This is a genomic window from Pseudomonas mohnii (genome assembly GCF_900105115.1).
GTDB classification, from domain to species: Bacteria; Pseudomonadota; Gammaproteobacteria; order Pseudomonadales; family Pseudomonadaceae; genus Aquipseudomonas; species Aquipseudomonas mohnii.
This window is the reverse complement of the sequence record NZ_FNRV01000002.1, coordinates 68,065-91,499: the sequence shown is the minus strand read 5'-3', so window position 1 is coordinate 91,499 and position 23,435 is coordinate 68,065. Positions and strand designations below refer to the sequence as shown.

Here is a 23,435-nt window from a genome sequence, read left to right as displayed (position 1 = left end):
CACATCAGGGCCTATTTCCGCCATAAAAAAACTGACAGGGCTCAAACGTCTGATGGAGCTGGTTGAGGATGATGAGGGACGGCTGTCTGTGGTGCTGGCTGGCCATCCCAAATTGCGCAACAACTTGCGTCGCCCGACCATGGAGGAAATCGGCTACCAGACCGACATTTTTTCGCTCGACGGCATTGCAGACAGTCAGCCGAACATATTCACTGGCTGCTGGACACCTGCACGCAGGGCTCAGTCTACGTGTCCCCTATCATGATCGAAGAAGCGGTTGATCTATTGGCTGGCAAACTCCGTACGCCATTGCAAATTCAACTGCACTTGAGTTTATCGCTGGAGGCCGGCTACCTGACTGGTGAGAAACCCATCTCGGCGGAACTGGTAGAGTCACAATTGGACGACCTGGAGCCAACCTTGATGCGCCATGGTTACCGCATCAAGGACTTGGTGAAGCAATTTGATGCCAAGCCTACCGAGATCAATGCGCAATTGCATGGACTTGACCACCCATTTGCATTCGACTTGATCAGTTGTTTACATCGGATTTGATCAGTACACCTGCTTGCTTGATCGTCCAGAAATCAGCCGCTTGGCTCGCCCGTTAGTAGCCGTTTGGGCCGCTGACGCGGCCCAAACGGCATTACGAACGTCTATGGGGGAGCCTACAGAATTCGGAAAAAATCGTACGCTAAGGTTTTCCGATCAGTCATAGGCTCGCCAGTTTGATGTGTTCCGTTCCTGGCCCAGCCAAAACCTATCGGTCTTCGCGGGTGTGCCACAGGCGCAGCAGGTAGATAGTGGAATCCACTATCTCGTAACGCATCTCGTATTGGCCGATCTGAATTCGGCGTACATCCCTTGGTTCGAACTCTTCTAGTCGTTCGCCAATGCGCGGATTGGTCAGCAGCGTGGTAGGTGCTGCTGTAAGTTCATCTACATAGCCTAGGGAGGCCCCTTGCAGGGGCAACGTATCGGCTATGTCCGGGTCAACAGCTACGAACAGAACCCGAAATGTCAGCTGAAACAAAACGAGGTGAACAAACTGTTCACCGACAAGGCCTCTGCCAAGGATACCCAGCGTCCGTAACCGGAGGCCATGCTTGGCTTCGTCCGTGAAGGTGATACGGTCGTGGTACACAGCATGGATCACTTGGCCCGCAACCTGGATGACCTGCGCCGCCTGGTGCAAAAAAATGACCAAGCGCGGCGTGCGTATCGAGTTTTAGAAGGAAGGGCTGGTATTCACGGGAGGTGATTCGCCGATGGCCAACCTGATGCTGTCGGTCATGGGAGCCTTCGCCGAGTTCGAGCGAGCGCTCATTCGCGAGCGAATCGCCCAGGCCAAGCAACGCGGCGGTTACCGGGCTCGTAAAAAAGCCCTGTCCGACGAACAGACTGTCGCAGTCCGGCAACGGGCCGCTGTCGGTGAACCAAAGGCCCAGCTAGCCCGTGAGTTCGGTATAAGTAGGGAAACCCTTTACCAGTACCTACGCACGGATGACTGATACATGCCCCGTCGCTCGATACTCTCGGCTTCTGAGCGCGAGACTTTGCTTGCGCTGCCGGAAAGCCAGGACGATCTGATCCGCTATTACACCTTCAACGAGTCCGACCTGTCGCTGATCCGTCAGCGACGGGGTGATGCCAATCGTCTCGGCTTTGCCGTGCAACTCTGCCTGCTGCGCTACCCCGGTTACGCGCTGTCCAGCGACAGCGTGCTGCCAGATCCGGTCATTGAGTGGGTGGCACGACAGGTTCAGGCTGCGCCCGAAAGCTGGGCGAAGTACGGTGAGCGCGATGTCACCCGCCGTGAACATGCCCAGGAGTTGCGAACCTACCTGGGCTTGTTGCCGTTCGGGCTGTCAGACTTTCGCGCCCTGGTACGTGAGCTGACCAACCTTGCCCAGCAGACCGACAAAGGTTTGTTACTGGCTGGGCAGGCTCTGGAGAGTCTGCGTCAGCAACGGCGGATTTTGCCGACCCTGACGGTGATCGACCGGGCCTGCTCCGAAGCAGTGGCGCGAGCGAACCGGAGGATCTACCGTGCTTTGATCGAGCCGCTAAGCCAGCAGCATCGCAACAAACTCGACGAACTGCTGACCATCAAGACAGGCAGCAATAGTACCTGGTTGACCTGGCTACGGCAGTCACCGTTGAAACCGAATTCGCGGCACATGATGGAGCACATCGAGCGGCTGAAGATTTTTCAACTGGTGGCCCTGCCCGAAGGGCTCGACCGGCATATCCACCAGAACCGCTTGCTCAAGCTTGCCCGCGAAGGTGGGCAGATGACGCCGCAGGATCTTGGCAAGTTCGAGAACGAACGGCGCTACGCCACCTTGGTTGCCGTGGTGCTGGAAAGCACCGCGACAGTGACCGATGAACTGGTGGATCTACACGACCGCATCCTAGTCAAGCTGTTCAGCAGCGCCAAGAACAAGCATCAGCAGCAATTTCAGAAACAGGGCAAGGCGATCAACGACAAGGTTCGCTTGTACTCGAAGATAGGTCAGGCCTTGCTGGAGGCCAAAACTACCGGTGGCGATCCGTTCGCCGCCATCGAGGCGGTCATCCCCTGGGACGAATTCGCCCAGAGTGTGACCGACGCCGAGCTACTGGCCCGTCCCGAAACCTTCGACCATTTGCACCTGGTCAGCGAAAACTTCAATACTCTGCGCCGCTACACTCCAGCCTTTCTGGAGGTGCTTCAACTCCGGGCCGCACCGGCAGCTCAACGTGTGCTGGATGCCATCCAGCAGCTGCGCGAGATGAACGCAGACAACCTGCGCAAGGTGCCATCGGACGCACCAACTGCGTTCATCAAGCCGCGCTGGAAACCGCTGGTGATCACGCCGGAAGGCATTGACCGGCGTTTTTACGAAATCTGCGCCTTGTCTGAACTGAAAAACGCGCTGCGTTCCGGCGACATTTGGGTCAAGGGCTCACGGCAGTTTCGTGACTTTGAAGATTACCTGCTGCCGCCCGCGAAGTTTGCCGCGCTCAAGAAGGAACAGGCGCTGCCATTGGCGACCAATCCCAACAGCGACCAGTACCTAGAGGAGCGCTTGCAGCTGCTAGAGCAGCAACTGGCGACCGTCGCCAAGCTGGCCAAGGACAATGAACTCCCCGACGCGATCCTCACAGAGTCCGGACTGAAGATCACGCCGCTGGATGCGGCAGTACCGGTCACCGCCCAGGCGCTGATCGACAAGACCAGTCAGCTACTACCGCGCATCAAGATTACCGAGCTGCTGATGGACGTGGATGAGTGGACAGGATTCACCCGTCACTTTACCCACCTGAAGGATGGTGCTCAGGCCAAGGATCGAACGCTGTTACTGTCAGCAATCCTTGGTGACGCCATCAACATTGGGCTGACGAAAATGGCCGAGTCGAGTCCGGGTATGACCTACGCCAAGCTGTCTTGGCTGCAAGCCTGGCACATCCGTGACGAAACCTACTCGGCGGCTCTGGCTGAATTGGTCAACAATCAGTTCAACCACACCTTTGCGGCCAACTGGGGAGACGGCACCACCTCATCCTCCGATGGCCAGCGCTTCCGTGCAGGCGGTCGAGGCGAAAGCACCGGGCACGTCAACCCGAAATACGGCAACGAACCAGGGCGGCTGTTCTATACCCATATCTCCGATCAGTACGCGCCGTTCAGTACCCGAGTGGTGAATGTCGGAGTGCGGGATTCGACCTATGTGCTCGATGGTCTGCTGTATCACGAGTCGGATCTGCGGATCGAGGAGCACTACACCGACACGGCTGGCTTCACCGATCATGTCTTCGCCCTGATGCATCTGCTGGGCTTTCGTTTTGCCCCGCGCATCCGCGACCTGGGCGAAACCAAACTGTATGTCCCGCAGAGCGTACAGGACTACCCGACGCTGCGCCCAATGATCGGCGGCACGCTGAACATTAAGCACGTCCGCGCTCACTGGGACGAGATTCTGCGTCTGGCCGCGTCGATCAAACAGGGCACCGTCACTGCCTCGTTGATGCTGCGCAAGCTGGGCAGCTATCCACGTCAGAACGGCCTGGCCGTGGCCCTGCGGGAGCTGGGCCGGATCGAGCGCACGCTGTTTATCCTCGACTGGCTGCAAAGTGTCGAGTTGCGTCGTCGCGTGCACGCTGGATTGAACAAGGGCGAGGCGCGCAATGCCCTGGCCAGGGCGGTGTTCTTCAACCGCCTTGGTGAAATCAGGGATCGCAGCTTCGAACAGCAGCGCTATAGGGCCAGCGGACTGAACTTGGTGACCGCCGCTATCGTGCTGTGGAACACCGTCTACCTGGAGCGGGCAACCCAAGGGCTGACTGACGCCGGAAAGCCGGTGAATACCGATATGTATCAATATCTGTCGCCGCTGGGCTGGGAGCACATTAACCTGACCGGCGATTACGTCTGGCGGCAGAGCCGCAAGCTGGAGGAAGGGAAATTCAGGCCGTTACGACAGCTCGGAAAGCCTTAGCGTACGATTTTTTCCGAATTCTCTCGGCTCCCCTATTTCGAGATGAGCCCGTTCACGAAGTGGCCAGACGCCTGAATATCTGCGCCCAAGGTCTGGCTTCTGACCACTTGTTGGCCCGCAGCGGTGTGACCGAGGCGCGAAAGCGGCTCGGTGCCGATCCTGTTGAGTGGCTGTTTCGCAAGACCGGTACTCAATGGGGGGCAGAGCGCTACGACGATGATGCCTGGCACGACCTGCAGGTATTCGCGGTGGACGGTGCACTTTTACGCACCCCGGATACGCCCGAGCTTCGGGACCACTTCGGGTCGGGAAATACTCCGAGTGAGCGCCAGACACCGTTTCCCATGCTGCGCCTGGTGGCGCTGATGAATGTGCGTTCGCATGTGATCCTGGATGCGCAATTGAGCCCTTACCGACGCAGTGAAATGCGCTTGGCCGACGAGTTTTTGCAGCAGATTCCCGACCACTCGGTGACGCTGTTCGACAAAGGGTTCTGGGGCGCCGAGCTGCTGTCGAGTCTGAGCAGCGCGGGTAGCAACCGTCACTGGTTGATCCCGGCAAAAAAAGGACTGGTCTGCGAAGAAGTGAGCCGCTACAGCCAGCATGATCGTTTGGTGCGCATGAAAGTCTCGCCGCAGGCCAGAAAGCGAAATCCGGCCCTTCCATCGCACTGGGAGGTACGTGAAGTCAGCTATGAAATTCAAGGCAAGGTGAAGACCGTCATGACGTCCTTGCCGGTTGACACCTACAACGCCAAAGCCGTGGCCAAGCTTTATCAGGAACGCTGGGAGATCGAGCTGGGCTTCAGAGACATCAAGAGTTCGATGCAACAGAACGCCATGACCTTGCGCAGCAAAAAAGTCGAGCTGATTTATCAGGAGGTATGGGGACTTTTGCTGGCTTACAACGTAATTCGTCGGGAAGCCAGTCAGGCAGCGGTGGCGTTTGGCCGAGCGCCCTCGGACATCCGTTTCAAACCGGCTTGTCAGTACATCGCGGTGCAATTGATTGTGATGGCAGCGGCCAACCCGATTTCAGCCACAGGGAGACGCTTGGCAGAGTTAAGGGCAGGTATTGGAGGATTGTTTCTGGATCACCGTCCAAGGCCTTCGAGGCCAAGGACGGTGAAGATCTCAAAAACCCGATTTCCAGTAGACCGTAAGGCTGCTCCACTTAAGTGAACAGCATTACGCTGATTGAGGCGGGGTTTTTTGTACCCAACGAAAATCCTAACTCGTGCAGAGTTTAGGCAGATCGGTGCATATCCAACCGCCTCTAATGGCAGTAAACCCGCCAAAGCTGATCCAGCCGAGTAGTGTAGCTCTGACTCATTAGATTACGGCGCATGGCCCACTCGGGGGTAGCGGGCACGCTGGCCACCCGTAGCGTGCCGCGACCCCAGCGGCCGTTAATGGCATCGAGCACCGCCATCACTTTGGTCGCTTCACCTGGTTGGGACCGGGCGAACAGATCCTCGGTGAATTCTCCCGGCTGGAACAGGTTCAGCAGCATGACTTCGGCCTTGCTGTATTTGAAGCCTGGACGAAACACCTGTTCGACTGCATCAGTCGCCGCCTTAATCAGCACACGCACATCGTCGGTGGGGTAGGGCAGGTCGACCACCACGCCGTTGGCGTATTGCGCTTCAGCCGGATTGAACATACCGGTGCGGATGCTGACCCGGACCTTCTTGCACAGCGAATGCTGAGCGCGCAGTTTTTCCGAAGCCCGCATCATGTAGGTGGCCACAGCCTCTTTGATCGCCGGTAGTTCCGTCATGCGTTTGCCAAAGGCCCTGCTGCAACAGATTTCCTGTTTCGGCGGATCTGGCTCGTCCAGCTCAAGACACGAGGTACCGGCCAGCTCACGGGCGGTTTTCTCGATGATCACGCTGAATTTCTTGCGCAACGTCCAGGGATCGGCTTTGGCCAGGTCCATGGCCGTCTTGATGCCCATTTCATCCAAGTGCGCTTTCATGCGCCGGCCCACCCCCCAGACCTCGGCCACGCCCGTGTTGCGCAGCACCCAATCCCGTTTGAAGGGGTCGCAGATGTCGACCACCCCGCCCGTTTGCGCCTGCAAGCGCTTGGCCGTGTGGTTAGCCAGCTTGGCCAAGGTCTTGGTCTGAGCAATCCCGACCCCGACCGGAATCCCGGTGCAGCGCAGCACCTGGTTGCGAATTTCCCGACCCAAGGGCTCTGGTCCCGGAATGCCGCGCAGATCTGTAAACGCTTCATCAATGTAAAGGAAAGATGTCAACCCATGGACATCGGTTTCAATGAATATTTGTAAGGGTTTAGATCAGGTGTCCGATGTCCATAGACCACACGCATTTTTCACAGAAATGGATCACGTGGTGTCCATGGCAAATACGCGAATTTTGTGGCGACGAAAGCTAGCGTGACCAAGATGAGCCCGCTCCAATAGTCCAAAGCTCATCCAACCTGGTTGTATAACTGGGGCTCTTAAGCTCTCTCCTCATACCCCATTCAGGTGATACAGGGACGCTGGCAGTCCGCAATGTACCTCGCCCCCACTTGGCATTTATCTCATCCAAAACATTCATCACTCGCCCGCTTGCCTCTGTCTGTGATGGCGCGAATAGGTCGCCGGTGAATTCGTTAGGCTGCCGCAGATCCATCAGCAGTATCTCCGCCTTGCTGAATTTGAATCCCTCCTGGAACAGCTCGCTTAGAGACGCAACCGCAGCCTTTGTGATGACCCGCGTGTCGTCCGTTGGATATGGCAGTTCACAGATAACACCGCGAGCGTATTTGGGCTCGTCGGGATTGAACATGCCGGTGCGTATGCTCACCCGTACCTTTTTGCAGAGAGAGTTTTGCGCCCTTAGCTTTTCACAGGCCCTGGCTGAATACGTAGCGACGGCCTCTCGGAGAGGTTCGATAGCAGTAAGACGGGTGCCGAACATTCGGCTGCAACAGATTTCCTGCTTCGGTGGATCTATCTCGTCCATCTCAAGGCAGGGAACACCTTGAAGCTCTCTAGCGGTTTTCTCGACCAATACACTGAACCGCTTACGTAAAGTCCAGGGATCGGCTTTGGCCAAGTCCCAAGCAGTGTTGATACCCATCCCCGTAAGGTGCTCGGTCATTTTTCTACCGATGCCCCATACATCGCTGACGTCGCATGCCTTTAACAACTTGTCCCGGCGAACTGAGTCAGTGATGTCTACGACACCACCGGTTTGGCGTTGCCAACGCTTTGCTGCATGGTTTGCGAGCTTGGCCAGTGTCTTGGTTCCGGCAATACCTACCCCCACAGGAATGCCGGTGTAACGAAGCACCTTCGAGCGTATTTGTCGGCCCAACCGCTCCAATGGAACAGTCATTCCGCTTAGGTCACAAAATGCTTCGTCGATGCTGTAGGCCATCGAATTTACAACCAGACTGTCGATAACAGTCATCACTCGTTGGCTCAAATCACCGTAGAGGGCGTAGTTGCTAGAGAAAGCCACAATCCCGTGCTGCACGAGTTTTTCTCTGATCTGAAAGTAGGGCTCGCCCATCTTGATGAATGGCTTTGCGTCGGCGCTACGAGCAATCACACAGCCATCGTTATATCTGAATGACCCTAACAATTAGCAGAGAATAACTTACTGATTTATAAAGAAATTATTCAGCTAACATTTTTTGTGTTTTTCGGCCTGGCGGCGAGTCTTCGGCTGGCGTTCCGCCGTGTTCAGAGCGGTGGCTTGCATCATTTATTATACGTTTCGTGGCCTGATCGGCAGAGAAAGGCCAATAGATGACTGTCGGCCACGACAAAAAACAAAGCGTTTCCACTGCTGTAGCACGTAGTTGGCTTGAGCTTTTCTGCGACGACAAGATGATTGCATCCATCTGCTATCGTCTGCGCCAGCGCAACCGTTCAGAATGACCACTAGCACCGCAGTGGGCACTACCGAGTCAGCCGCAAGCCATAGGTGAAAGGGCAGCGCTTAGGAGTACGCCTCGAGTTGACCGGAGACGCACTCCACGATCAAAAAACGAGCAAAGACCTACTGTCCAGGCTTGGCCGGTGGCTGCCCTTGCATATAGTTTTGGTGCCACATCATGTGATCCATCATCATCTGTTGCATACCCGTGTACCTGTCCATCATGTACTGGCGTTGACTCTTTTGCTCCGGGGTCAAGTTCGAGTAGTCCTGCCACCCCATCATGTGGCCGCCCATCATGCCACCGCCCATCATGTGTCCATTGCCCATCATGCCGCCTCCGCAGCAGCCCATCATTCCCGGCCCCCACATACCGTTCATCATGCTCATTCCATTTTGCATCGTATTCCAATGCTCCTGAAGCAGCTTCTGACGCTGCTGGGGATCTTGGGTCTGCTGAATTTTCTCCATCTCCGCCTGCATTTTCTGGAAGGTTTCTTGCGCCTGGGACATCTGCTTATCGAACTCGGCAACATTTGGAGTTTGTTGCTGCGTCTCCGTCACTTGAGATTGCTGAGCTGCTATCGCCCATATGGGGGAAAGCGATGCGGCGAGGAAAAGAACGGCCAATTTGGTATTTTTCATTTCGCGCTGCCTTTGTGGGGGTGAGCCGAACCAAAATCTAATGGGCCAAACGATTACGGTGCTTGGGTTCAACCGCATTCGCCCGAAATTATAGACCTCAGCATGACAATCGCCTGTTACTCACTTACTGATTAACAGGACTGTCAAAAGCGACCTTGATATATATCAAATACTGAAGTACTTCTCCGGAGCTCGCATTTTACGGCGGGCCGAGGGAATCCCCCAGTGAACAGTCACAGCCTGTAAATGAACACCTGATCAATGCGTGCGTCGGCTTTCCAGGGCAGAGAACAAATACATGCCGGTCAACATGGCCAATACGAAAATGATGATTTGCCAGCGCCCCGTAAGCAGAATAGCGACGGCTGGCCCAGGGCAGATTCCCGCAATTCCCCAACCTATGCCGAACACCAGACTGCCACCAATCAAGCGGGCGTCCAATTCTCTTTTCACTGGTAACTGCATGCGAGCACCAAGAACGGATTGCTTGTTTTTGCGCGCCCAATTGAGGGGGATAAACGCCACTGCGATGGCCCCTCCCATCACCAGAGCAAGTGACGGATCCCAAGCCCCGGCTACATCAAGAAAAGCCAACACCTTGGCAGGGTTTGCCATGCCTGCCAGGAGTAGACCCAAGCCAAAGATCAACCCTGCAAAAAATGCGGTCAACTTGAGCATCTTCAAGCTCCCAGCACGTGACGAATGACGTACACCGTTGCAAAGCCAGCGGCCATAACCGGCAGAGAACGACCCAATATAGACGGTGGCGACAGACAGAAGTCGGGCAATACCGACCAGTCGCTTTCCTGCTCGATGCTGCGTAAGTCATATGTTAACGATAATGCTGGCTTAATTCAGATACGGTGATATCGCCTAAATCAAGGCCTTCGGCAGGCTGTGAGAGCTTCATCCAATTGTAAGAGCCCATTTCAGCCACTACACTCCAGCCCATGAAACGCTACCTGCGGTATTGCCTCATTTTCGTGATTAGCTTGGCGCTTCCCCTTAGCGGGATGGCGGGTGTTCAGGCGCCGACAGAACCTTGCCCAATGAAGACGATGGGCATGGCGATGATGGACGACATGGGAATGGACTGCTGTAACGACATGAAAAGCCCGACAGAGCATGGCAAACCCTGCAAGCCGGGCCAGGAATGCAAGACGGGCGGCATGCTGCAAGTTTCGATCCTCAAGCCTCCTGTAACCGTATTCAGCCCCGTAGTGGTTTCCTTCTTCAGCGATTCCCTGCCCGTACAAACCCCATCCGGGGTATGGCGACCGCCTCGCGTTTGATTCCTGTCCAACATTGAGCCTCATTCCACATTAGCGGGATGGACTGGCTGCGCGCATGTCTTTTTGACGCGTGCAGTGGATGATCACAGGAATCGTAAACATGAACTCCAAGTGCTATTGCACAGGTTGGCCCCTCGTGGCCGGTCTGGCGGCAAGCGTACTGGCATTGCCGAGCTTCGCTACCGCATTGACACTCGATGAAGCGTTGCGGCTGGCTGAAAACAATGCGCCGTCGCTGGCTGCACAAGACGCCAAAATTCAAGCTGCCAGCAGTGCGGCTATTCCAGCGGGTGAATTACCCGATCCCAAGTTGCTGGCAGGTGTGCAGAACTACCCCATCGGCGGCCCGGATCGCTGGAGCATCGACCAGGACTTCATGACCATGCAAATGGTCGGGGTCAGGCAAGAGATGCCCAACAGCGACAAGCGCAAAGCACGCATTGAGGTCGCCGATGCGGCCATTGATCGAGCTGCGGCAGAGCGTGGAGTCGAGCGCCTAAAGGTACGCCAGTCCACGGCGTTGGCCTGGATCAGCAGCTACTCAGTTGAGCGCAAAGATGCGCTGTTTCAGGACTTCTACAAAGAGAACCGCCTGCTGACCGATACCGTCCGAGCCCAGATTGCCGGTGGCCGCGCTCAACCCGCCGATGCGGTGACTCCCAAGCAAGAAGCGGCTCAACTGGAGGAGCAACAGGACGATCTGGTTCGCCAGCGCGTGCAGGCCCGAGCGGCCCTCAAACGCTGGATAGGCTCCGCCGCCAACGACAAGCCTGTGGGCAGCTTGCCTCAATGGCCTGTCGATCCATCAAGCTACGCCCATAAACTGCAACACCATCCCGAGTTGGCAGCGTTTGCGCCGATGACCCGTGAAGCGCAAGCCAAGGTTCGTGAAGCCGTGTCGGAGAAGCAGTCGGACTGGAGCTGGGAACTGGATTACCAGCGTCGTGGCCGTGAGTTTGGCGACATGGTAAGTGTGCAATTTTCCTGGGATCTGCCACTGTTTCCTGACTCCCGGCAAAACCCCAAAATCGCGGCCAAACAGGCTGAACTCAGCCAGCTTGAGGCCGAGCGCGAAGCTCTGTCTCGCGAGCACACCCAGCAACTGGAAAACGAACTGGCTGACTATGAGCGCCTGAATCGTGCCGTGCGCCGAAACCAGGAAAGCCTGTTGCCGCTGGCCAAGGAAAAGGTCGAACTCAGCATGGCGAGTTATCGCGCCGGCAAAGGCGATTTGAACGCCGTTGTTGCCGCCCGACGTGAACTCATCGAGGCCCGGCTGAAACAGATCGATGTGGAAGAGCAGCGAGCACTGACCAGTGCGCGTCTGTATTTTGCTTATGGGGAGTCCAGCCAATGATCCTTAAAAAATGGAACGGGGCATTGCTGGTAGGCATCTCGCTGGCATTGGGTGTTGCTGGTGGCTACTGGTTCGCGCATCAGCGCATGAGCGGAGTACCCGGTACTGCCCCGGAACAGAGCCTCAATTCCCCGGACGAACGCAAAGCCCTGTATTGGTACGACCCCATGTACCCACAGCAAAAGTTCGACAAGCCGGGAAAATCTCCCTTCATGGACATGCAACTGGTTCCTCAGTACGCCGCTGGCGTATCCGTCGAGCGTTTGAGATTGCTCTATGAGCGTGACAAAGGCACATGGCCACGTCTAGAATGGGTGCGTTAATAGCACCCATGAGCAGCCTAATGACCGATGTTGTGAGTTATCCAAAAGGCGACCTGCGACGCATGCTCTCTGTGCTTGCTGCAATCGACTCAATGCCCGACGCCACGCTGGTAAAAGTTGTCGCCAGGACTGGCCTCGACAAAAAGACAGTCACCAATTTGATTGCGCAAGCTAGCGAACAGGCGGGGGTCAAAATCACCAAGGCTGGCCCGGTTTACACCCTTGAAGATTGGGGGCCGATATTTAAGCGGGCAGGCGCAAAAATGGCTTTGACAGGTGCGTTAAACGCACCTATAATTGTCCCATAGCAACCAGTATGGGAAGTCAGAAACATGCGCGATATCTCGGTTTCAGGCCATATTTCAAAGTCAGTCGCGATGGAATACATCGCCGCCGCTGCAATGGGTAATGCCGATTTTGAGGCTCGTTCCATCTGCGGGTTTGACGTTGACTTTGTGGACGTTCAGAGCGGCCTCAAGGAACACCACAGCGAGCGTCTGGCCCGCGTAGTGTCTTGCAATCAAGGGCGCACTATTGTGGCCGTTGGATTCGTCAGCCCTGCTGACAATTGATCGGATAACCGCGCCATGAACCCCACATTCAAAGCCGTCCTCTGATCCCCGATGCTGTGCTCTCGAATTTCTCAGGAGCCCGCCTGCCATGATGCGACCCGATGCCAAAGTCGAAAAGGTGTACCTCTACCCCAAGCCCGTGGACTTCCGAAAATCCATCGACGGCCTGGCCGCCCTGGTCGAGCTGGATATCAAAGTCGCCGTGTTCGATCCTGTCCTTTTTGTTTTTCTGAATCGCCACCGTAACCGAGTGAAAATCCTCTACTGGGAGCGCAACGGCTTCTGCCTTTGGCTCAAGCGTCTCGAGTCTGAACGGTTCAAAACATCGCCCGACGTTACCGACGAAGCCATTATGTTGAGCGTCCAGGAGTTGAACTGGCTGCTTGATGGTTTTGATCTCTGGCGTAACCGCCCTCATCAAGTTCTGACACCACGTTTCGTGGCCTGAGCCGGTATAATCCGGGCATGACTTTCATGCCCGACGATCTTCCAGACGATCCTGTTTTGCTCAAGCAAATGCTGCTTGAAGCATTCAGCCGTCAAGAGGAAGTGGCTCAGTCCTACCAGACCCACATCGTCGATCTGAAAGAACAGATCAAGTTGCTGCGCGACCGTCTGTTCGGACGTAAATCCGAACAGACGGTGGAGCCCAACACGCCGCAACTGGCTCTGTTCAACGAGCCAGAAAGCGAGCCGATACCTCTCATCGTCGATACCGAAGAAGAAGTCGTTGCACCGACCACCCGCCGTGGCAAACGCAAACCGTTGTCGGCTGACCTGCCGCGTATCGAAGTCATCCACGAACTGCCTGAACACGAACTGACCTGCGCCTGCGGTTGCCTCAAGCATGTGATTAGTGAAGAAACCAGCGAGCAGCTGGACATCGTGCCGATGCAGATCCGGGTGATCAAACACATCCGCAAAGTCTACGGTTGCCGTGGTTGTGAAACGGCTCCGGTCACTGCTGACAAGCCGGCTCAATTGATCGAAAAGAGCATGGCCAGCCCCAGCGTGTTGGCCATGTTGTTGACCACCAAGTACGTTGACGGCCTGCCGCTGCATCGTTTCGAGACGGTATTGAGCCGACACGGTATCGATATTCCGCGTCAGACCCTCGCCCGCTGGGTCATCCAATGCGGTGAGCATTTGCAACCGCTGCTGAATCTGATGCGTGATCGGTTGCTGGAAAGCCCGGTCATCCACTGTGATGAAACCCGCGTCCAGGTACTCAAAGAGCCTGATCGAGACCCCACCAGCCAATCCTGGATGTGGGTGCAGGCCAGCGGGCCGCCGGATCGCAAAGTGATGCTATTCGACTACACATCCAGCCGTGCGCAGGATGTGCCGCTGCGTCTGCTGGAAAATTATCGTGGCTACGTCATGACCGATGATTACGCCGGTTATAACGCGCTGGCGCTGCAACCGGGCGTGGAGCGTCTGGCGTGCATGGCCCATGCGCGACGCAAGTTCGTGGACGCTCAGAAAGTGCAGCCCAAGGGTAAGACCGGGCGTGCCGATATCGCGCTGACGCTGATCAACAAGCTGTATGGTTTCGAGCGTGAACTCAAGGACGTCAGCAATGAGCAGCGATTTATCGTCCGCCAGGAAAAGAGCCTGCCGATCCTGGCTCAGTTGAAAAACTGGCTGGATAAAACGCAGTCACAGGTGACGCCACAAAGCGTGCTGGGCAAGGCTGTTAATTATCTGGCCAGCAACTGGAGCCGACTGGAGCGTTATGTAGAAGCTGGTTTTTTACCGATCGACAACAACCCGGCGGAGCGTGCAATTAAACCGTTTGTGATCGGGCGCAAGGCCTGGCTGTTCAGCGACACGCCCAAGGGCGCCACCGCCAGTGCGCAGATATACAGCCTGGTCGAAACCGCCAAAGCCAACGGCCAGGAACCCTATACGTGGCTGCGCCACGTACTGGAGCGCTTGCCGCATGCGCAGTCGATTGAAGACTACGAAGCGCTAATGCCATGGAGCTGCTCGCCTGAAATGCCACGGTAAACACGAAGCGCTTCTGGCGGTAGGTGTAGTTAATGGATCGGATACACTTGACCGCGGTCACTGCTTGAATCATATAAAGCTGTGTGATGGTCAGATTGGTCAGGTGAGCCAAAAATCTAAACGATCTCGGTTCGACTTCACTGTGACGATGCATCGAGAACTGATTTCAGCTCCTGAGCATGCGCACTTTCAGGTGTGGATTCGTGCTGCTGGTTAAGAGAATTCCTGAGAAAAGCCCTAGTAAAGGTAGAGCCACCCATCGGTTGGGGGCATGCCGCAAAAGTTAATTTTGAAAAAACAGGCGAACATTACAGAATTGTAATTTTTCAATCATCTCCCCGTTATCTTCAAATTGCAACGATACAAGTCGGCGACGATACGGGAGCAGAAACTGCTCCTGTAAACAATAATTCCAGCCGAAGAGCTTTCTAGTTCTGCCGAACCTAAGGAGTGATTAATGGATAACAATACGAAATTTTCGATGGCCGCTTTGGCGTTGGTTGTCAGTTCTGGGCCTTCTATAGTGTTTGCGGAGGAAAAGACTGGGGGGTTTATCGAAGACAGCAGCCTTACCGTGCTCAATCGAAATTTCTACTTCAATCGTGATCATCGTAACGGTCAATCAAGCCCCACGGGCAATGGCTACTCCGAAGCTTGGTCGCATGCGATTATCAGTAAGTTCGAATCCGGGTTTACCCAAGGCACTGTAGGCGTGGGCGTCGACGCTTTCGCGATGATCGGTTTGAAGCTTGATACGGGTGACGGTCGTAACGGCGGTCGTAGTTCATTCGATGTGCTACCTGTCAATGGCGACGGCGAAGCTCGAGATGAATACACGAAAGTCGGTGGCGCGGCAAAAGTTCGCGCTTTTGACACTGTGGTGAAAGTAGGTGATGTATTTCCCGCCAACCCTGTCGTGGCTTCTGGCGACTCAAGGCTTTTACCGGAAAGTTTCCGTGGTGTGACCGCTACCAATACCAGCATCGAAGGGCTGACAGTTCAGGGTGGTCGCCTGCATGCTATGAGTCAACCAGTCTCCAGCAATATGCGCGACAACTTCGCAACCTTCTATGCAGGCCCAGTTAACTCACCTTGGGTCGGCTATTTTGGTGGCGACTACAATGTGAATAAGAATATTATCGTTAGTCTTTACTCCAGTCGTCTCAAAGACGCCTGGAATCAATACTATGCTGGCACCGGGTTGAACTACTCCTTCTCTGATGAGCTTTCCGTATTCGGCGGTGTGAATTACTACAAGGCCGTTGACGAAGGGAAAAAACTGCTGGGCGAGTTCGACAACAATATTTGGAGCGCTAAGGTTGGCGTGAAGTATGGCGCACACTCACTTGCACTTTCTCACCAGCGAAATAATGGTAACGACGACTTCGACTATCTGCGTCAGTCGGATTCCATCTTTCTCGACAACTCAATCCAGTACAGCGACTTCAACTCGCCAAAAGAACGTTCATGGATGGTGCGTTACGACCTCGACATGAGCTCGTATGGTGTACCTGGCTTGTCGTTTATGACACGTTATGGTCGTGGCACCGACGCCGACTACTCCAACGCCAACGCCACATACATGCGGCGCGATGCGGATGGAAACCCGTTGACCGATCAGAAACGTTGGGAGCGCGACATCGAAGTAAAATACGTCGTTCAGACAGGCTCCTTGAAAGATATGTCCTTCCGCTTGCGACAAATGAACACCCGTGCAACCGCGTTTGAGTCTGATTTGGATGAAGTCCGTGTGATCGTTGAGTACCCACTAGCGATTCTGTAATACCTGAACGGGATAATTCGTTCTTCACGAATATCCCGTTTTCGCTAGAAAGATTTCAAAAATGTAATTTTTCAATCATCTTCATGTTAACTTGAATTGCTTATAGTGAGTGGGAGTTAATAGGAATCTAGCTAGCGCATCTGGTTGGAGTCCTATAGACAAGTAGCTAGTATGTGAAAATCTGAAACTCATCGCTGTTCAGTTAAAAGCTCCAAGCTCACCTTTAGAAGCTCCTTTGGAAAAAGGTGAATTTTTAAGACGTCCCTCGGGGCGTCTTTTTTATGACCGTTAAAACACGAGCATATAAAAAACGCCTGATACCTCTAAGTATTGAGGTTAATCGAGCGTTATAAATCCCTCTGACAGCAGCATAGCTGCTAGCCGCCTCGTTTACGACACTCTCCAGCCACAGTGTACCTAATTGTATTTAGCTGTCCTTTTGAATCTTCATAGGTCATTGCGGCGGGCACCACTGCGCAGACTTTTGCAGGCCGCACCACACTGATAACCTTCACAACATCCACCTTCATCCCGTACTCGTATTCTTTCGACACAGGGGCGCTTTTCCCCTGGCTAATTGCATACTGCTCCATGGCTTTAGCATTCGCCACCATCATCTTTTCAAAGGCTTTGTCTCCTCCCCCTTCCGCCAGTACGAGAGAGGATAACGTCAGAGCTCCAGCGAAAGTAATAATACTCATGAACTTCATATTTAGTACCTCATATATTAACTGTTACAAGGATATCAATTCGAACATTGCGATGGCGTGGCGGCTAGGTTACGAATGTGTAATAAAGCCGTAAAAAAAACCGCCGCCGGAAACCGGAAGCGGTTTTTTATACGCAGTACTACTACATTTTACCTGTCTCATCTTTAGCATCACTTGAAACCACGGGAACGCTCTTCCCTTCTCTAGCAACATATGCCTCCATTGCCACATCTCGCGCCGCCATCATTTTTTCGAAGGTTCTGTCCCCCCCACCTTCGGCTAAAGCAACTGAAGAAAGGATTAAAGCACCCGCAAGAGCGCAGATTTGAGCAATTTTCATACTGACACCTCATATAGTTAACGCTAGTAGGGTATCAATTCGAACCTATCAACACGGTGGCGCCAAGATTACAGATTCGTTATGTAGCTCACATAAAAAAGCCCACTATCGAATCTCGATAGTGGGCTTTTAAAACTAAAGAATTATACGGCTTCTATTTTATCGTCTTCGTCTTCGGCTTCTTCCTCGTCTCGGCGGTGCGCCCATTGATAAAGCGCAGGCAATATCAGCAGGGTCAACGCAGTTGAGGATAGGATGCCCCCGATCACCACGGTAGCCAGGGGTCTCTGGACCTCTGCCCCCGTTCCGGTGGCCAGTGCCATCGGAATAAAGCCAAGAGAGGCCACCAGAGCTGTCATCAACACTGGGCGCAAACGGGTAAGAGCCCCTTCATTGATTGCGGAACTCAACGAATGTCCTTCCTCCCGAAGATTGCGGATGAACGCAATCATCACCAGACCATTCAGCACCGCCACGCCCGACAACGCGATGAAACCAACACCTGCCGAGATCGACAGCGGGATGTCTCGGAGCCATAAAGCCATGACTCCCCCCGTCAATGCGAATGGAATACCGGTGAACACCAATAGGCCATCCTTGAGGTTGTTGAACATCATGAACAAGAGTGCGAACACCAAGAGCAGGGCCACCGGGACTACAATCTGTAGTCGCTTGGCAGCGGATTGGAGCTGCTCGAACTGTCCTCCCCAGTTGGTCCAGTAACCGGCCGGGATCTGCACTTCTTTATCAATGGCGCTACTGGCCTCCTGTACAAATGAGCCGATATCACGCCCACGCACGTTGGCGCTGACGATCACCAGACGTTTGCCGTTTTCACGACTGACCTGGTTAGGTCCCAACACTAGATCGAGGCTAGCCACCTCTGAAAGAGCAATAAACCCGATCTGATCGGCATTGGTGTTAAGCAGCGCCGGTACCGGGATTAGCAGTGTGGACAATCCCTCGAGATCCTTACGCATGGCGTCGGATAAACGCACCACCATGTCGAATCGGCGGTCTCCCTCATACATCGTACCGGCTTGACGACCACCGACCGCCACCGCAATGGTGTCTTGTACGTCGCCAACGTTCAGTCCGTAACGGGCGGCTTTGTCACGGTCGATGTTGATGGTCAGTACCGGCAGTCCCGACGTTTGCTCGACTTTGACCTCGGAGGCACCATTGATCTTCTGCATGGACGCGGCAATTTTTGCAGCGGTGCTGTTAAGCACCGCCATGTCATCACCGAAGACCTTGACCGCCACATCACTGCGCACGCCTGAAATCAGCTCGTTAAAACGCAATTGAATAGGCTGAGAAAGCTCATAGTTGCTTCCGGGCATTCCGGCTGTAGCTTTTTGGATATCAGCTACCAACGCCTCTCTGGATTTATTCGGATCAGGCCATTGATTCTTCGGCTTGAGCATCACGTAGCTGTCAGAGATGTTTGGTGGCATTGGGTCTGAGGCAATTTCTGCTGTACCAGTACGAGCAAACATCCGCTTGACCTCCGGTACCTTTGCTAACACAAGTCTTTCCAGACGTTGCTGCATTTCTACCGATTGCGTCAGGCTGGTACCTGGTACACGCAGTGCTTGTAACGCGAAATCCCCTTCACTGAGGCTCGGCACAAACTCGCTGCCCATTCGACTGGCGACCACACCGCACACCGCGATAACGGCTAGTGCTATGGCGAATGCCATTGATCGATGGCCCATGACCCATTCTAGCGCTGGCGCATACACCCGACGGGCGCCACGCATGATGATGTTCTCTTCTTCCTTGACCTTACCGGTGACGAACATCGCAATCGCCGCCGGGACAAAGGTCACCGACAACAGCATCGCGCCGAGCAAGGCAATCACCACAGTAAACGCCATCGGGTGAAACATTTTTCCTTCGACGCCGGTGAGGGCAAAAATCGGTAGGTACACGACCATGATGATCAACTGGCCGAAAATCAGCGGTCGGCGTGCTTCCTTGGCCGCCGCGAACACTTCGTGAAAGCGTTCGGAGCGGGTGAGGATGCGTCCGTGGTGTTGCTGTGCATGGGCCAGACGACGGATGGCGTTTTCGACAATGACCACCGCGCCATCAACGATGATGCCAAAGTCCAACGCTCCGAGGCTCATCAGGTTGGCGCTGACCTTGTTGGTGAACATGCCAGTGAATGTGAATAGCATCGCGAGCGGGATCACCATGGCAGTGATCAGAGCGGCGCGAATGTTGCCAAGGAACAGGAACAGAATCGCGATTACCAGAATCGCACCTTCAATCAAGTTCTTCTTAACGGTGGCAATCGCCTTGTCCACCAAATTGGTACGGTCATAGACGGTGACTGCCACCACCCCTTTTGGCAGTGAGCGGTTGATTTGCTCAAGCTTGCTGGCAACGGCCTGGGCCACGGTGCGGCTGTTCTCACCGATCAGCATGAACACTGTGCCGAGCACCACTTCACGACCGTTTTCGGTCGCGGCCCCCGTGCGCAATTCACGGCCGATGTCCACGGTTGCGACGTTCTTGACGCGGATGGGCGTACCGTCGACGTTGGCCATGACGATATTGGCGATATCGTCGGTGGTCGCTACTTGGCCGGGTGCGCGAATCAGTAACTGTTCGCCACTGTGTTCGATGTAACCGGCACCGACGTTAGCGTTGTTGCGCTCCAGCGCTGTAACAAGGTCAGTCAGCGTAAGCTTGTAAGCCGCCAAGCGTTTTGGATCAGGCGCAATCTGGTACTCCTTGGCGAACCCGCCAATGGTATTGATTTCGGCGACCCCGGGAACATTGCGCAGCTGAGGTTTTATGATCCAGTCTTGGATCACCCTCAGGTCGGTCGGCGTATAGGGGTTGCCGTCCTCCTTGACAGCACCTTCTTCAGCCTCGACCGTCCACAGGAAAATTTCACCCAGACCGGTTGAGATCGGCCCCATGACGGCTTCCACACCCTCGGGCAGTTGCTCCTTGGCCACCTGCAACCGTTCGTTGACCAATTGTCGGGCGAAGAACAGGTCAGTGCCTTCCTTGAAGATCACTGTGACTTGCGACAAACCCGAGCGTGACAGCGAGCGAGTTTGTTCTAGAGCCGGCAAACCAGCCATTGCAGTTTCGATGGGGAACGTGATGCGCTGCTCGGTTTCCAGTGGTGAAAAACCTGCTGCCCCTGTGTTGATTTGCACCTGGACGTTGGTGATATCGGGAACGGCGTCGATCGGCAGCTTCTGGTAGCTGGCTATACCGAGGCCGGCCATGAGGAGAACCGCGAGCAGCACGATGATGCGCTGCTCGATGGCAAATTGGATCAGGCGTTCGAACATGAGAACCTTCTCGTGGAAGTGGCGGATCAGTGGGCGTGTTCAGCCGAGGCTTTACCCAGTTCTGATTTCAGAATGAAACTGCCGGCAGCGGCGACTTGAACACCGGGCTCCAGGCCCTCCGTGATCTCGACCAGACCCGCCGAACGGCCACCTGTCTCCACTGGCTGAGCTTTAAACCCGTCGTCCGTTCGAACGAAAACAGTTTGCTTGTCCTCGACCGTCTGGATAGCCGCTTCTGGTACTGCGACCTTTGTTTGCCGAGTATCAGTGTCAACCTGCACGGTCACGAATAGCCCGGGACGCCATGCACCTTGTGGATTGGCCAAGGTCACGCGGACCGTGGCTGTACGAGTTTGCTCGCCCAACAAACTGCCGACATAGGCCACGGTTCCAGTGACTTCGGCATTCAGTTCCGGCGCACTGACCGTGACCGACTTGCCCACCAGTACCTTGTTTAAATCCTTTGGCGAGACACCAAAGGTCACCCACACACGCGACAAGTCGGAGAGGGTGAAGGCATTAGTGGTTTCGCTGACAACCTCACCGAGGCCCAAGTGTTTCTCAACGACAACCCCGTCAAACGGCGCACGCAATTCATATCGGTTACCCCCGCTGGTGACCGAGCTGCCACTGAGTACGCTGATTTTTTGTCGAGCATTGCTGAGGGCGATTTCGGCTTCTTGCAAAGCCTGGCGGGCTTGCAGGAAATCCTGTTCGGCAGAGATTTTGTCCTGCCATAACTGTCGCTCTCGCTCGTAGGTAGTACGGGCCAACTCAAGACGACGTTGCGCCGCGGCTTGTTCACTACGCTGATCAGAAATTTGTTGGCTGGCGATCACGGCCAGCAACTGGCCTTTTTTCACCGGTTGACCAAGATTGACATGGACCGACTCGACGACACCGGGTACGCGGGGCACCACATGCGCAGTGCGGTCTTCATCAAAACGGATTTCTCCAGGAAAGGGCAATGAAAGGCTAATACTCTGCGCCTTGGCTTCGACCAACTGGATGCCGGCTGAGCTGATCTGCTCTTCGCTCAGAGTCAAGTGACCTTCTTCCGCTTCGCCTTCGGCCGATTTCTTGCCAGTAGTTTCATCGCCGTGATCGTCATGGCCTTTGCCCTCCTGAGCCTGAGCCTGAGCTTCGGCTGAGGGCACCGATGGGCTGCCCATCCACAACGAGCCGATGCCTATACCCACCGTCAAGGTCAGTGCAGTGACGAGAATTAGTTTTTTATCCATGGAAACTCCCTGCGCAGCCCAGTCGGCAGTCACGGATTACCGTGGTATTGCGATGCTGAGCAGCGGTAAAAAAAGCGTTATATGAAATTCACGGAGTACGAGTGAGAAGGGCGACATCTCCGAAAATTCGCTCGATGCGCACCCAGGCGTCTGTCGCCTCGGCGATAGCCTGGATGTATTGCGTGCGGGCGCTAATCAAGGTGCGCTGAGCATCGAGTACGTCGAGGAAGTTAAACTTGCCCATTTCGAAACCTCGGGTAGCGGTGTCGACGGCACTTTGCGCGGCAGGCAGGATGGTTTGATTGAACGACGCGACTTCAGTGTTAGCCGTCATCCACTGATCCAGGGTGGTCTGGATTTCTGTGCGCAGGCGTAACTCACTGGCGTTACGAAGGTCGCGGGCTTGATCGGTACGGCGGGCAGCGGCTAGTACGTTGCCCTGGTTACGGTTAAACAATGGGATGGGCATAGACAGCCCCACAACATTCACCCGCTCGCGCTCGCGCTCGTCGTATTGGCTCCCGATACTCACGGTGAGGTCGGGAATTCGCTGAGCCTTCTCCAGGCCAAGGGAGGCTTCCCGCTGATCTATTTGCAGTTTTGCCAATCGTAGCTCCGCGGTTTCACCTATGCGATTAAGCAGCAGTGACGAATCCGGTACGGTTGGCATCGACCGGCCTGGATCACCCACAGACACGAATGCAGGCAAAGGCGCGCCCATGACCTGAGCGAGTCGCTGGTAGGCACTGGCCTCATCCCGCTCAGCCCGCCTCAGCTCCAGACGCACTTCTGATAGCTGAACCTCTGCGCGAGTACCTTCAACGGGTGAGGATTTACCACTCTTGATGCGACCTTGAGCTACACGCAAACCGCGCTCGGCGAGCTCAAGTGATTGACGTGATAACAGCAGCCTTTGCTGAGCCGTCGAGGAGCTGTAAAACGCCTGAATGACATCGGCACGCAGAACATTGCGTTTGCGTTCCAATTCAATCCCGGCCGCGTCTTGAGCTCGACTGGCCACCTCGATCCTAGCCCCGCGCTTACCGCCAAGCTCGATCGGCTGGTTGATCATTACCGTCGTAGTGCGCGAGTTTCGCCGAGTATCTTCAGCCTCCCAGGAAACCTCAGGGTTAGGGATCAACCCTGCCTGCTGTCGCACTCCCTGAGCAATACCAGTCTCCCATTGAGCGGCCGCCAGATCAGGGTTATTGGCAAAAGCAGTTTCAAGCGCCTGATCCATTGTGAGCATTTGAGCGGTCGCCGCAAACAAAGGACTAGTAAAAAGCGCAAGGATCGAAATGAGACCTGCTCTTAGCATGGTCTTATGCGTGATTGGGTGAGCAATAAACTTTCTACACCGAAGTAATTCCATCATTCCTTAAACCTTTAAAACAAAAAGAATTTCCCATGAGGCAAATGTAATTCTCCGCACCTATCAACAAGGTGACTGAAAAATTACAAATACGTTA

17 protein-coding genes and 5 pseudogenes are annotated in these 23,435 nt (G+C 54.9%); 12 read left to right on the top strand and 10 right to left on the bottom strand.

Annotated features, from left to right (window positions below; all coding sequences use genetic code 11):
- Nucleotides 1-261 precede the first annotated feature (261 nt).
- Nucleotides 262-555, top strand: coding sequence for a hypothetical protein (locus BLV61_RS31795; RefSeq protein ID WP_244160013.1), 294 nt, complete (start codon nt 262-264; stop codon nt 553-555).
- A gap of 205 nt (nt 556-760) precedes the next feature.
- Here BLV61_RS31795 and BLV61_RS30490 read toward each other — a convergent pair whose 3' ends face one another.
- Nucleotides 761-985, bottom strand: a complete 225-nt coding sequence (locus tag BLV61_RS30490; RefSeq protein WP_228022317.1) for a type II toxin-antitoxin system RelE/ParE family toxin — start codon at nt 983-985, stop codon at nt 761-763.
- On the opposite strand from BLV61_RS30490, the pseudogene BLV61_RS31935 reads away from it, so the two are divergent.
- The 3 genes and pseudogenes from BLV61_RS31935 to BLV61_RS30475 form a co-directional block, all read left to right on the top strand.
- Nucleotides 962-1,511: pseudogene (locus BLV61_RS31935) on the top strand (recombinase family protein). The gene BLV61_RS30490 and the pseudogene BLV61_RS31935 sit on opposite strands and share 24 nt — an antisense overlap.
- A gap of 3 nt (nt 1,512-1,514) precedes the next feature.
- Entirely contained in the window at nt 1,515-4,481 is a 2,967-nt protein-coding gene (locus BLV61_RS30480) for a Tn3 family transposase (RefSeq protein WP_065990646.1), read from the top strand.
- A pseudogene (locus BLV61_RS30475) lies at nt 4,460-5,662 on the top strand (IS4 family transposase); the annotation flags it as partial. The gene BLV61_RS30480 and the pseudogene BLV61_RS30475, both read left to right, overlap by 22 nt.
- 94 nt (nt 5,663-5,756) lie before the next feature.
- Here BLV61_RS30475 and BLV61_RS30470 read toward each other — a convergent pair.
- The 4 genes and pseudogenes from BLV61_RS30470 to BLV61_RS30455 all read right to left on the bottom strand — a co-directional run.
- Nucleotides 5,757-6,722: pseudogene (locus BLV61_RS30470) on the bottom strand (DUF4113 domain-containing protein); the annotation flags it as partial.
- Nucleotides 6,723-6,876: 154 nt separating this feature from the next.
- Nucleotides 6,877-8,058: pseudogene (gene umuC, locus BLV61_RS30465) on the bottom strand (translesion error-prone DNA polymerase V subunit UmuC); the annotation flags it as partial.
- A 441-nt stretch (nt 8,059-8,499) separates the two neighbouring features.
- Nucleotides 8,500-9,021, bottom strand: coding sequence for a hypothetical protein (locus BLV61_RS30460; protein ID WP_047299966.1), 522 nt, complete (start codon nt 9,019-9,021; stop codon nt 8,500-8,502).
- A gap of 258 nt (nt 9,022-9,279) precedes the next feature.
- Complete coding sequence (locus tag BLV61_RS30455) at nt 9,280-9,699, bottom strand: DUF6691 family protein (RefSeq protein ID WP_047299967.1); 420 nt, start codon at nt 9,697-9,699, stop codon at nt 9,280-9,282.
- A gap of 272 nt (nt 9,700-9,971) precedes the next feature.
- On the opposite strand from BLV61_RS30455, the gene BLV61_RS30450 reads away from it, so the two are divergent.
- From BLV61_RS30450 to BLV61_RS30415, 8 genes and pseudogenes are all read left to right on the top strand, one after another.
- Nucleotides 9,972-10,313: a hypothetical protein gene (locus tag BLV61_RS30450; RefSeq protein WP_047299968.1), complete on the top strand. Its 342-nt coding sequence runs from the start codon at nt 9,972-9,974 to the stop codon at nt 10,311-10,313.
- Nucleotides 10,314-10,413: 100 nt separating this feature from the next.
- A complete protein-coding gene (locus BLV61_RS30445) occupies nt 10,414-11,670 on the top strand; it encodes a TolC family protein (RefSeq protein ID WP_090470216.1) in 1,257 nt (418 codons plus the stop codon).
- Nucleotides 11,667-11,918: pseudogene (locus tag BLV61_RS30440) on the top strand (heavy metal-binding domain-containing protein); the annotation flags it as partial. The gene BLV61_RS30445 and the pseudogene BLV61_RS30440, both read left to right, overlap by 4 nt.
- A 95-nt stretch (nt 11,919-12,013) precedes the next feature.
- Nucleotides 12,014-12,301, top strand: coding sequence for a hypothetical protein (locus BLV61_RS30435; protein WP_244160012.1), 288 nt, complete (start codon nt 12,014-12,016; stop codon nt 12,299-12,301).
- Nucleotides 12,302-12,325: 24 nt separating this feature from the next.
- Nucleotides 12,326-12,565: a hypothetical protein gene (locus tag BLV61_RS30430; RefSeq protein ID WP_090470214.1), complete on the top strand. Its 240-nt coding sequence runs from the start codon at nt 12,326-12,328 to the stop codon at nt 12,563-12,565.
- An 88-nt stretch (nt 12,566-12,653) separates the two neighbouring features.
- The gene (gene tnpB, locus BLV61_RS30425; protein WP_244160011.1) at nt 12,654-13,013 is read left to right on the top strand and encodes an IS66 family insertion sequence element accessory protein TnpB; all 360 of its coding nucleotides are present in this window, start codon (nt 12,654-12,656) and stop codon (nt 13,011-13,013) included.
- Nucleotides 13,014-13,030: 17 nt separating this feature from the next.
- Entirely contained in the window at nt 13,031-14,575 is a 1,545-nt protein-coding gene (tnpC, locus tag BLV61_RS30420) for an IS66 family transposase (protein ID WP_090470211.1), read from the top strand.
- A gap of 457 nt (nt 14,576-15,032) precedes the next feature.
- Entirely contained in the window at nt 15,033-16,358 is a 1,326-nt protein-coding gene (locus BLV61_RS30415) for an OprD family porin (RefSeq protein ID WP_045061357.1), read from the top strand.
- A 377-nt stretch (nt 16,359-16,735) separates the two neighbouring features.
- On the opposite strand, the gene BLV61_RS30410 is transcribed toward BLV61_RS30415, so the two are convergent.
- The 5 genes from BLV61_RS30410 to BLV61_RS30390 all read right to left on the bottom strand — a co-directional run bounded on the left by BLV61_RS30410 (nt 16,736) and on the right by BLV61_RS30390 (nt 23,341).
- Nucleotides 16,736-17,068 carry a DUF2790 domain-containing protein gene (locus BLV61_RS30410; RefSeq protein WP_017341680.1) on the bottom strand — a complete coding sequence of 111 codons (333 nt, stop codon included), beginning with the start codon at nt 17,066-17,068 and terminating at the stop codon, nt 16,736-16,738.
- A gap of 142 nt (nt 17,069-17,210) precedes the next feature.
- On the bottom strand, nt 17,211-17,408 hold the full coding sequence (locus BLV61_RS30405; RefSeq protein WP_017341679.1) for a co-regulatory protein PtrA N-terminal domain-containing protein: 198 nt from the start codon (nt 17,406-17,408) through the stop codon (nt 17,211-17,213).
- A gap of 143 nt (nt 17,409-17,551) precedes the next feature.
- Complete coding sequence (locus tag BLV61_RS30400) at nt 17,552-20,725, bottom strand: CusA/CzcA family heavy metal efflux RND transporter (protein ID WP_045061358.1); 3,174 nt, start codon at nt 20,723-20,725, stop codon at nt 17,552-17,554.
- Nucleotides 20,726-20,751: 26 nt separating this feature from the next.
- Entirely contained in the window at nt 20,752-21,966 is a 1,215-nt protein-coding gene (locus tag BLV61_RS30395) for an efflux RND transporter periplasmic adaptor subunit (RefSeq protein ID WP_090470207.1), read from the bottom strand.
- An 88-nt stretch (nt 21,967-22,054) separates the two neighbouring features.
- Nucleotides 22,055-23,341: a TolC family protein gene (locus BLV61_RS30390; protein ID WP_139213674.1), complete on the bottom strand. Its 1,287-nt coding sequence runs from the start codon at nt 23,339-23,341 to the stop codon at nt 22,055-22,057.
- Nucleotides 23,342-23,435 lie beyond the last annotated feature (94 nt).

What these genes read in the sequence shown, in the direction of transcription:
- BLV61_RS31795 (WP_244160013.1), top strand. Translation starts at nt 262, where the DNA reads ATGATCGAAGAAGCGGTTGATCTATTGGCTGGCAAACTCCGTACGCCA.
- BLV61_RS30480 (WP_065990646.1), top strand. Translation starts at nt 1,515, where the DNA reads ATGCCCCGTCGCTCGATACTCTCGGCTTCTGAGCGCGAGACTTTGCTT.
- BLV61_RS30460 (WP_047299966.1), bottom strand. Translation starts at nt 9,021, where the DNA reads ATGAAAAATACCAAATTGGCCGTTCTTTTCCTCGCCGCATCGCTTTCC.
- BLV61_RS30455 (WP_047299967.1), bottom strand. Translation starts at nt 9,699, where the DNA reads ATGCTCAAGTTGACCGCATTTTTTGCAGGGTTGATCTTTGGCTTGGGT.
- BLV61_RS30450 (WP_047299968.1), top strand. Translation starts at nt 9,972, where the DNA reads ATGAAACGCTACCTGCGGTATTGCCTCATTTTCGTGATTAGCTTGGCG.
- BLV61_RS30445 (WP_090470216.1), top strand. Translation starts at nt 10,414, where the DNA reads ATGAACTCCAAGTGCTATTGCACAGGTTGGCCCCTCGTGGCCGGTCTG.
- BLV61_RS30435 (WP_244160012.1), top strand. Translation starts at nt 12,014, where the DNA reads ATGACCGATGTTGTGAGTTATCCAAAAGGCGACCTGCGACGCATGCTC.
- BLV61_RS30430 (WP_090470214.1), top strand. Translation starts at nt 12,326, where the DNA reads ATGCGCGATATCTCGGTTTCAGGCCATATTTCAAAGTCAGTCGCGATG.
- tnpB (WP_244160011.1), top strand. Translation starts at nt 12,654, where the DNA reads ATGATGCGACCCGATGCCAAAGTCGAAAAGGTGTACCTCTACCCCAAG.
- tnpC (WP_090470211.1), top strand. Translation starts at nt 13,031, where the DNA reads ATGACTTTCATGCCCGACGATCTTCCAGACGATCCTGTTTTGCTCAAG.
- BLV61_RS30415 (WP_045061357.1), top strand. Translation starts at nt 15,033, where the DNA reads ATGGATAACAATACGAAATTTTCGATGGCCGCTTTGGCGTTGGTTGTC.
- BLV61_RS30410 (WP_017341680.1), bottom strand. Translation starts at nt 17,068, where the DNA reads ATGAAGTTCATGAGTATTATTACTTTCGCTGGAGCTCTGACGTTATCC.
- BLV61_RS30405 (WP_017341679.1), bottom strand. Translation starts at nt 17,408, where the DNA reads ATGAAAATTGCTCAAATCTGCGCTCTTGCGGGTGCTTTAATCCTTTCT.
- BLV61_RS30400 (WP_045061358.1), bottom strand. Translation starts at nt 20,725, where the DNA reads ATGTTCGAACGCCTGATCCAATTTGCCATCGAGCAGCGCATCATCGTG.
- BLV61_RS30395 (WP_090470207.1), bottom strand. Translation starts at nt 21,966, where the DNA reads ATGGATAAAAAACTAATTCTCGTCACTGCACTGACCTTGACGGTGGGT.
- BLV61_RS30390 (WP_139213674.1), bottom strand. Translation starts at nt 23,341, where the DNA reads ATGATGGAATTACTTCGGTGTAGAAAGTTTATTGCTCACCCAATCACG.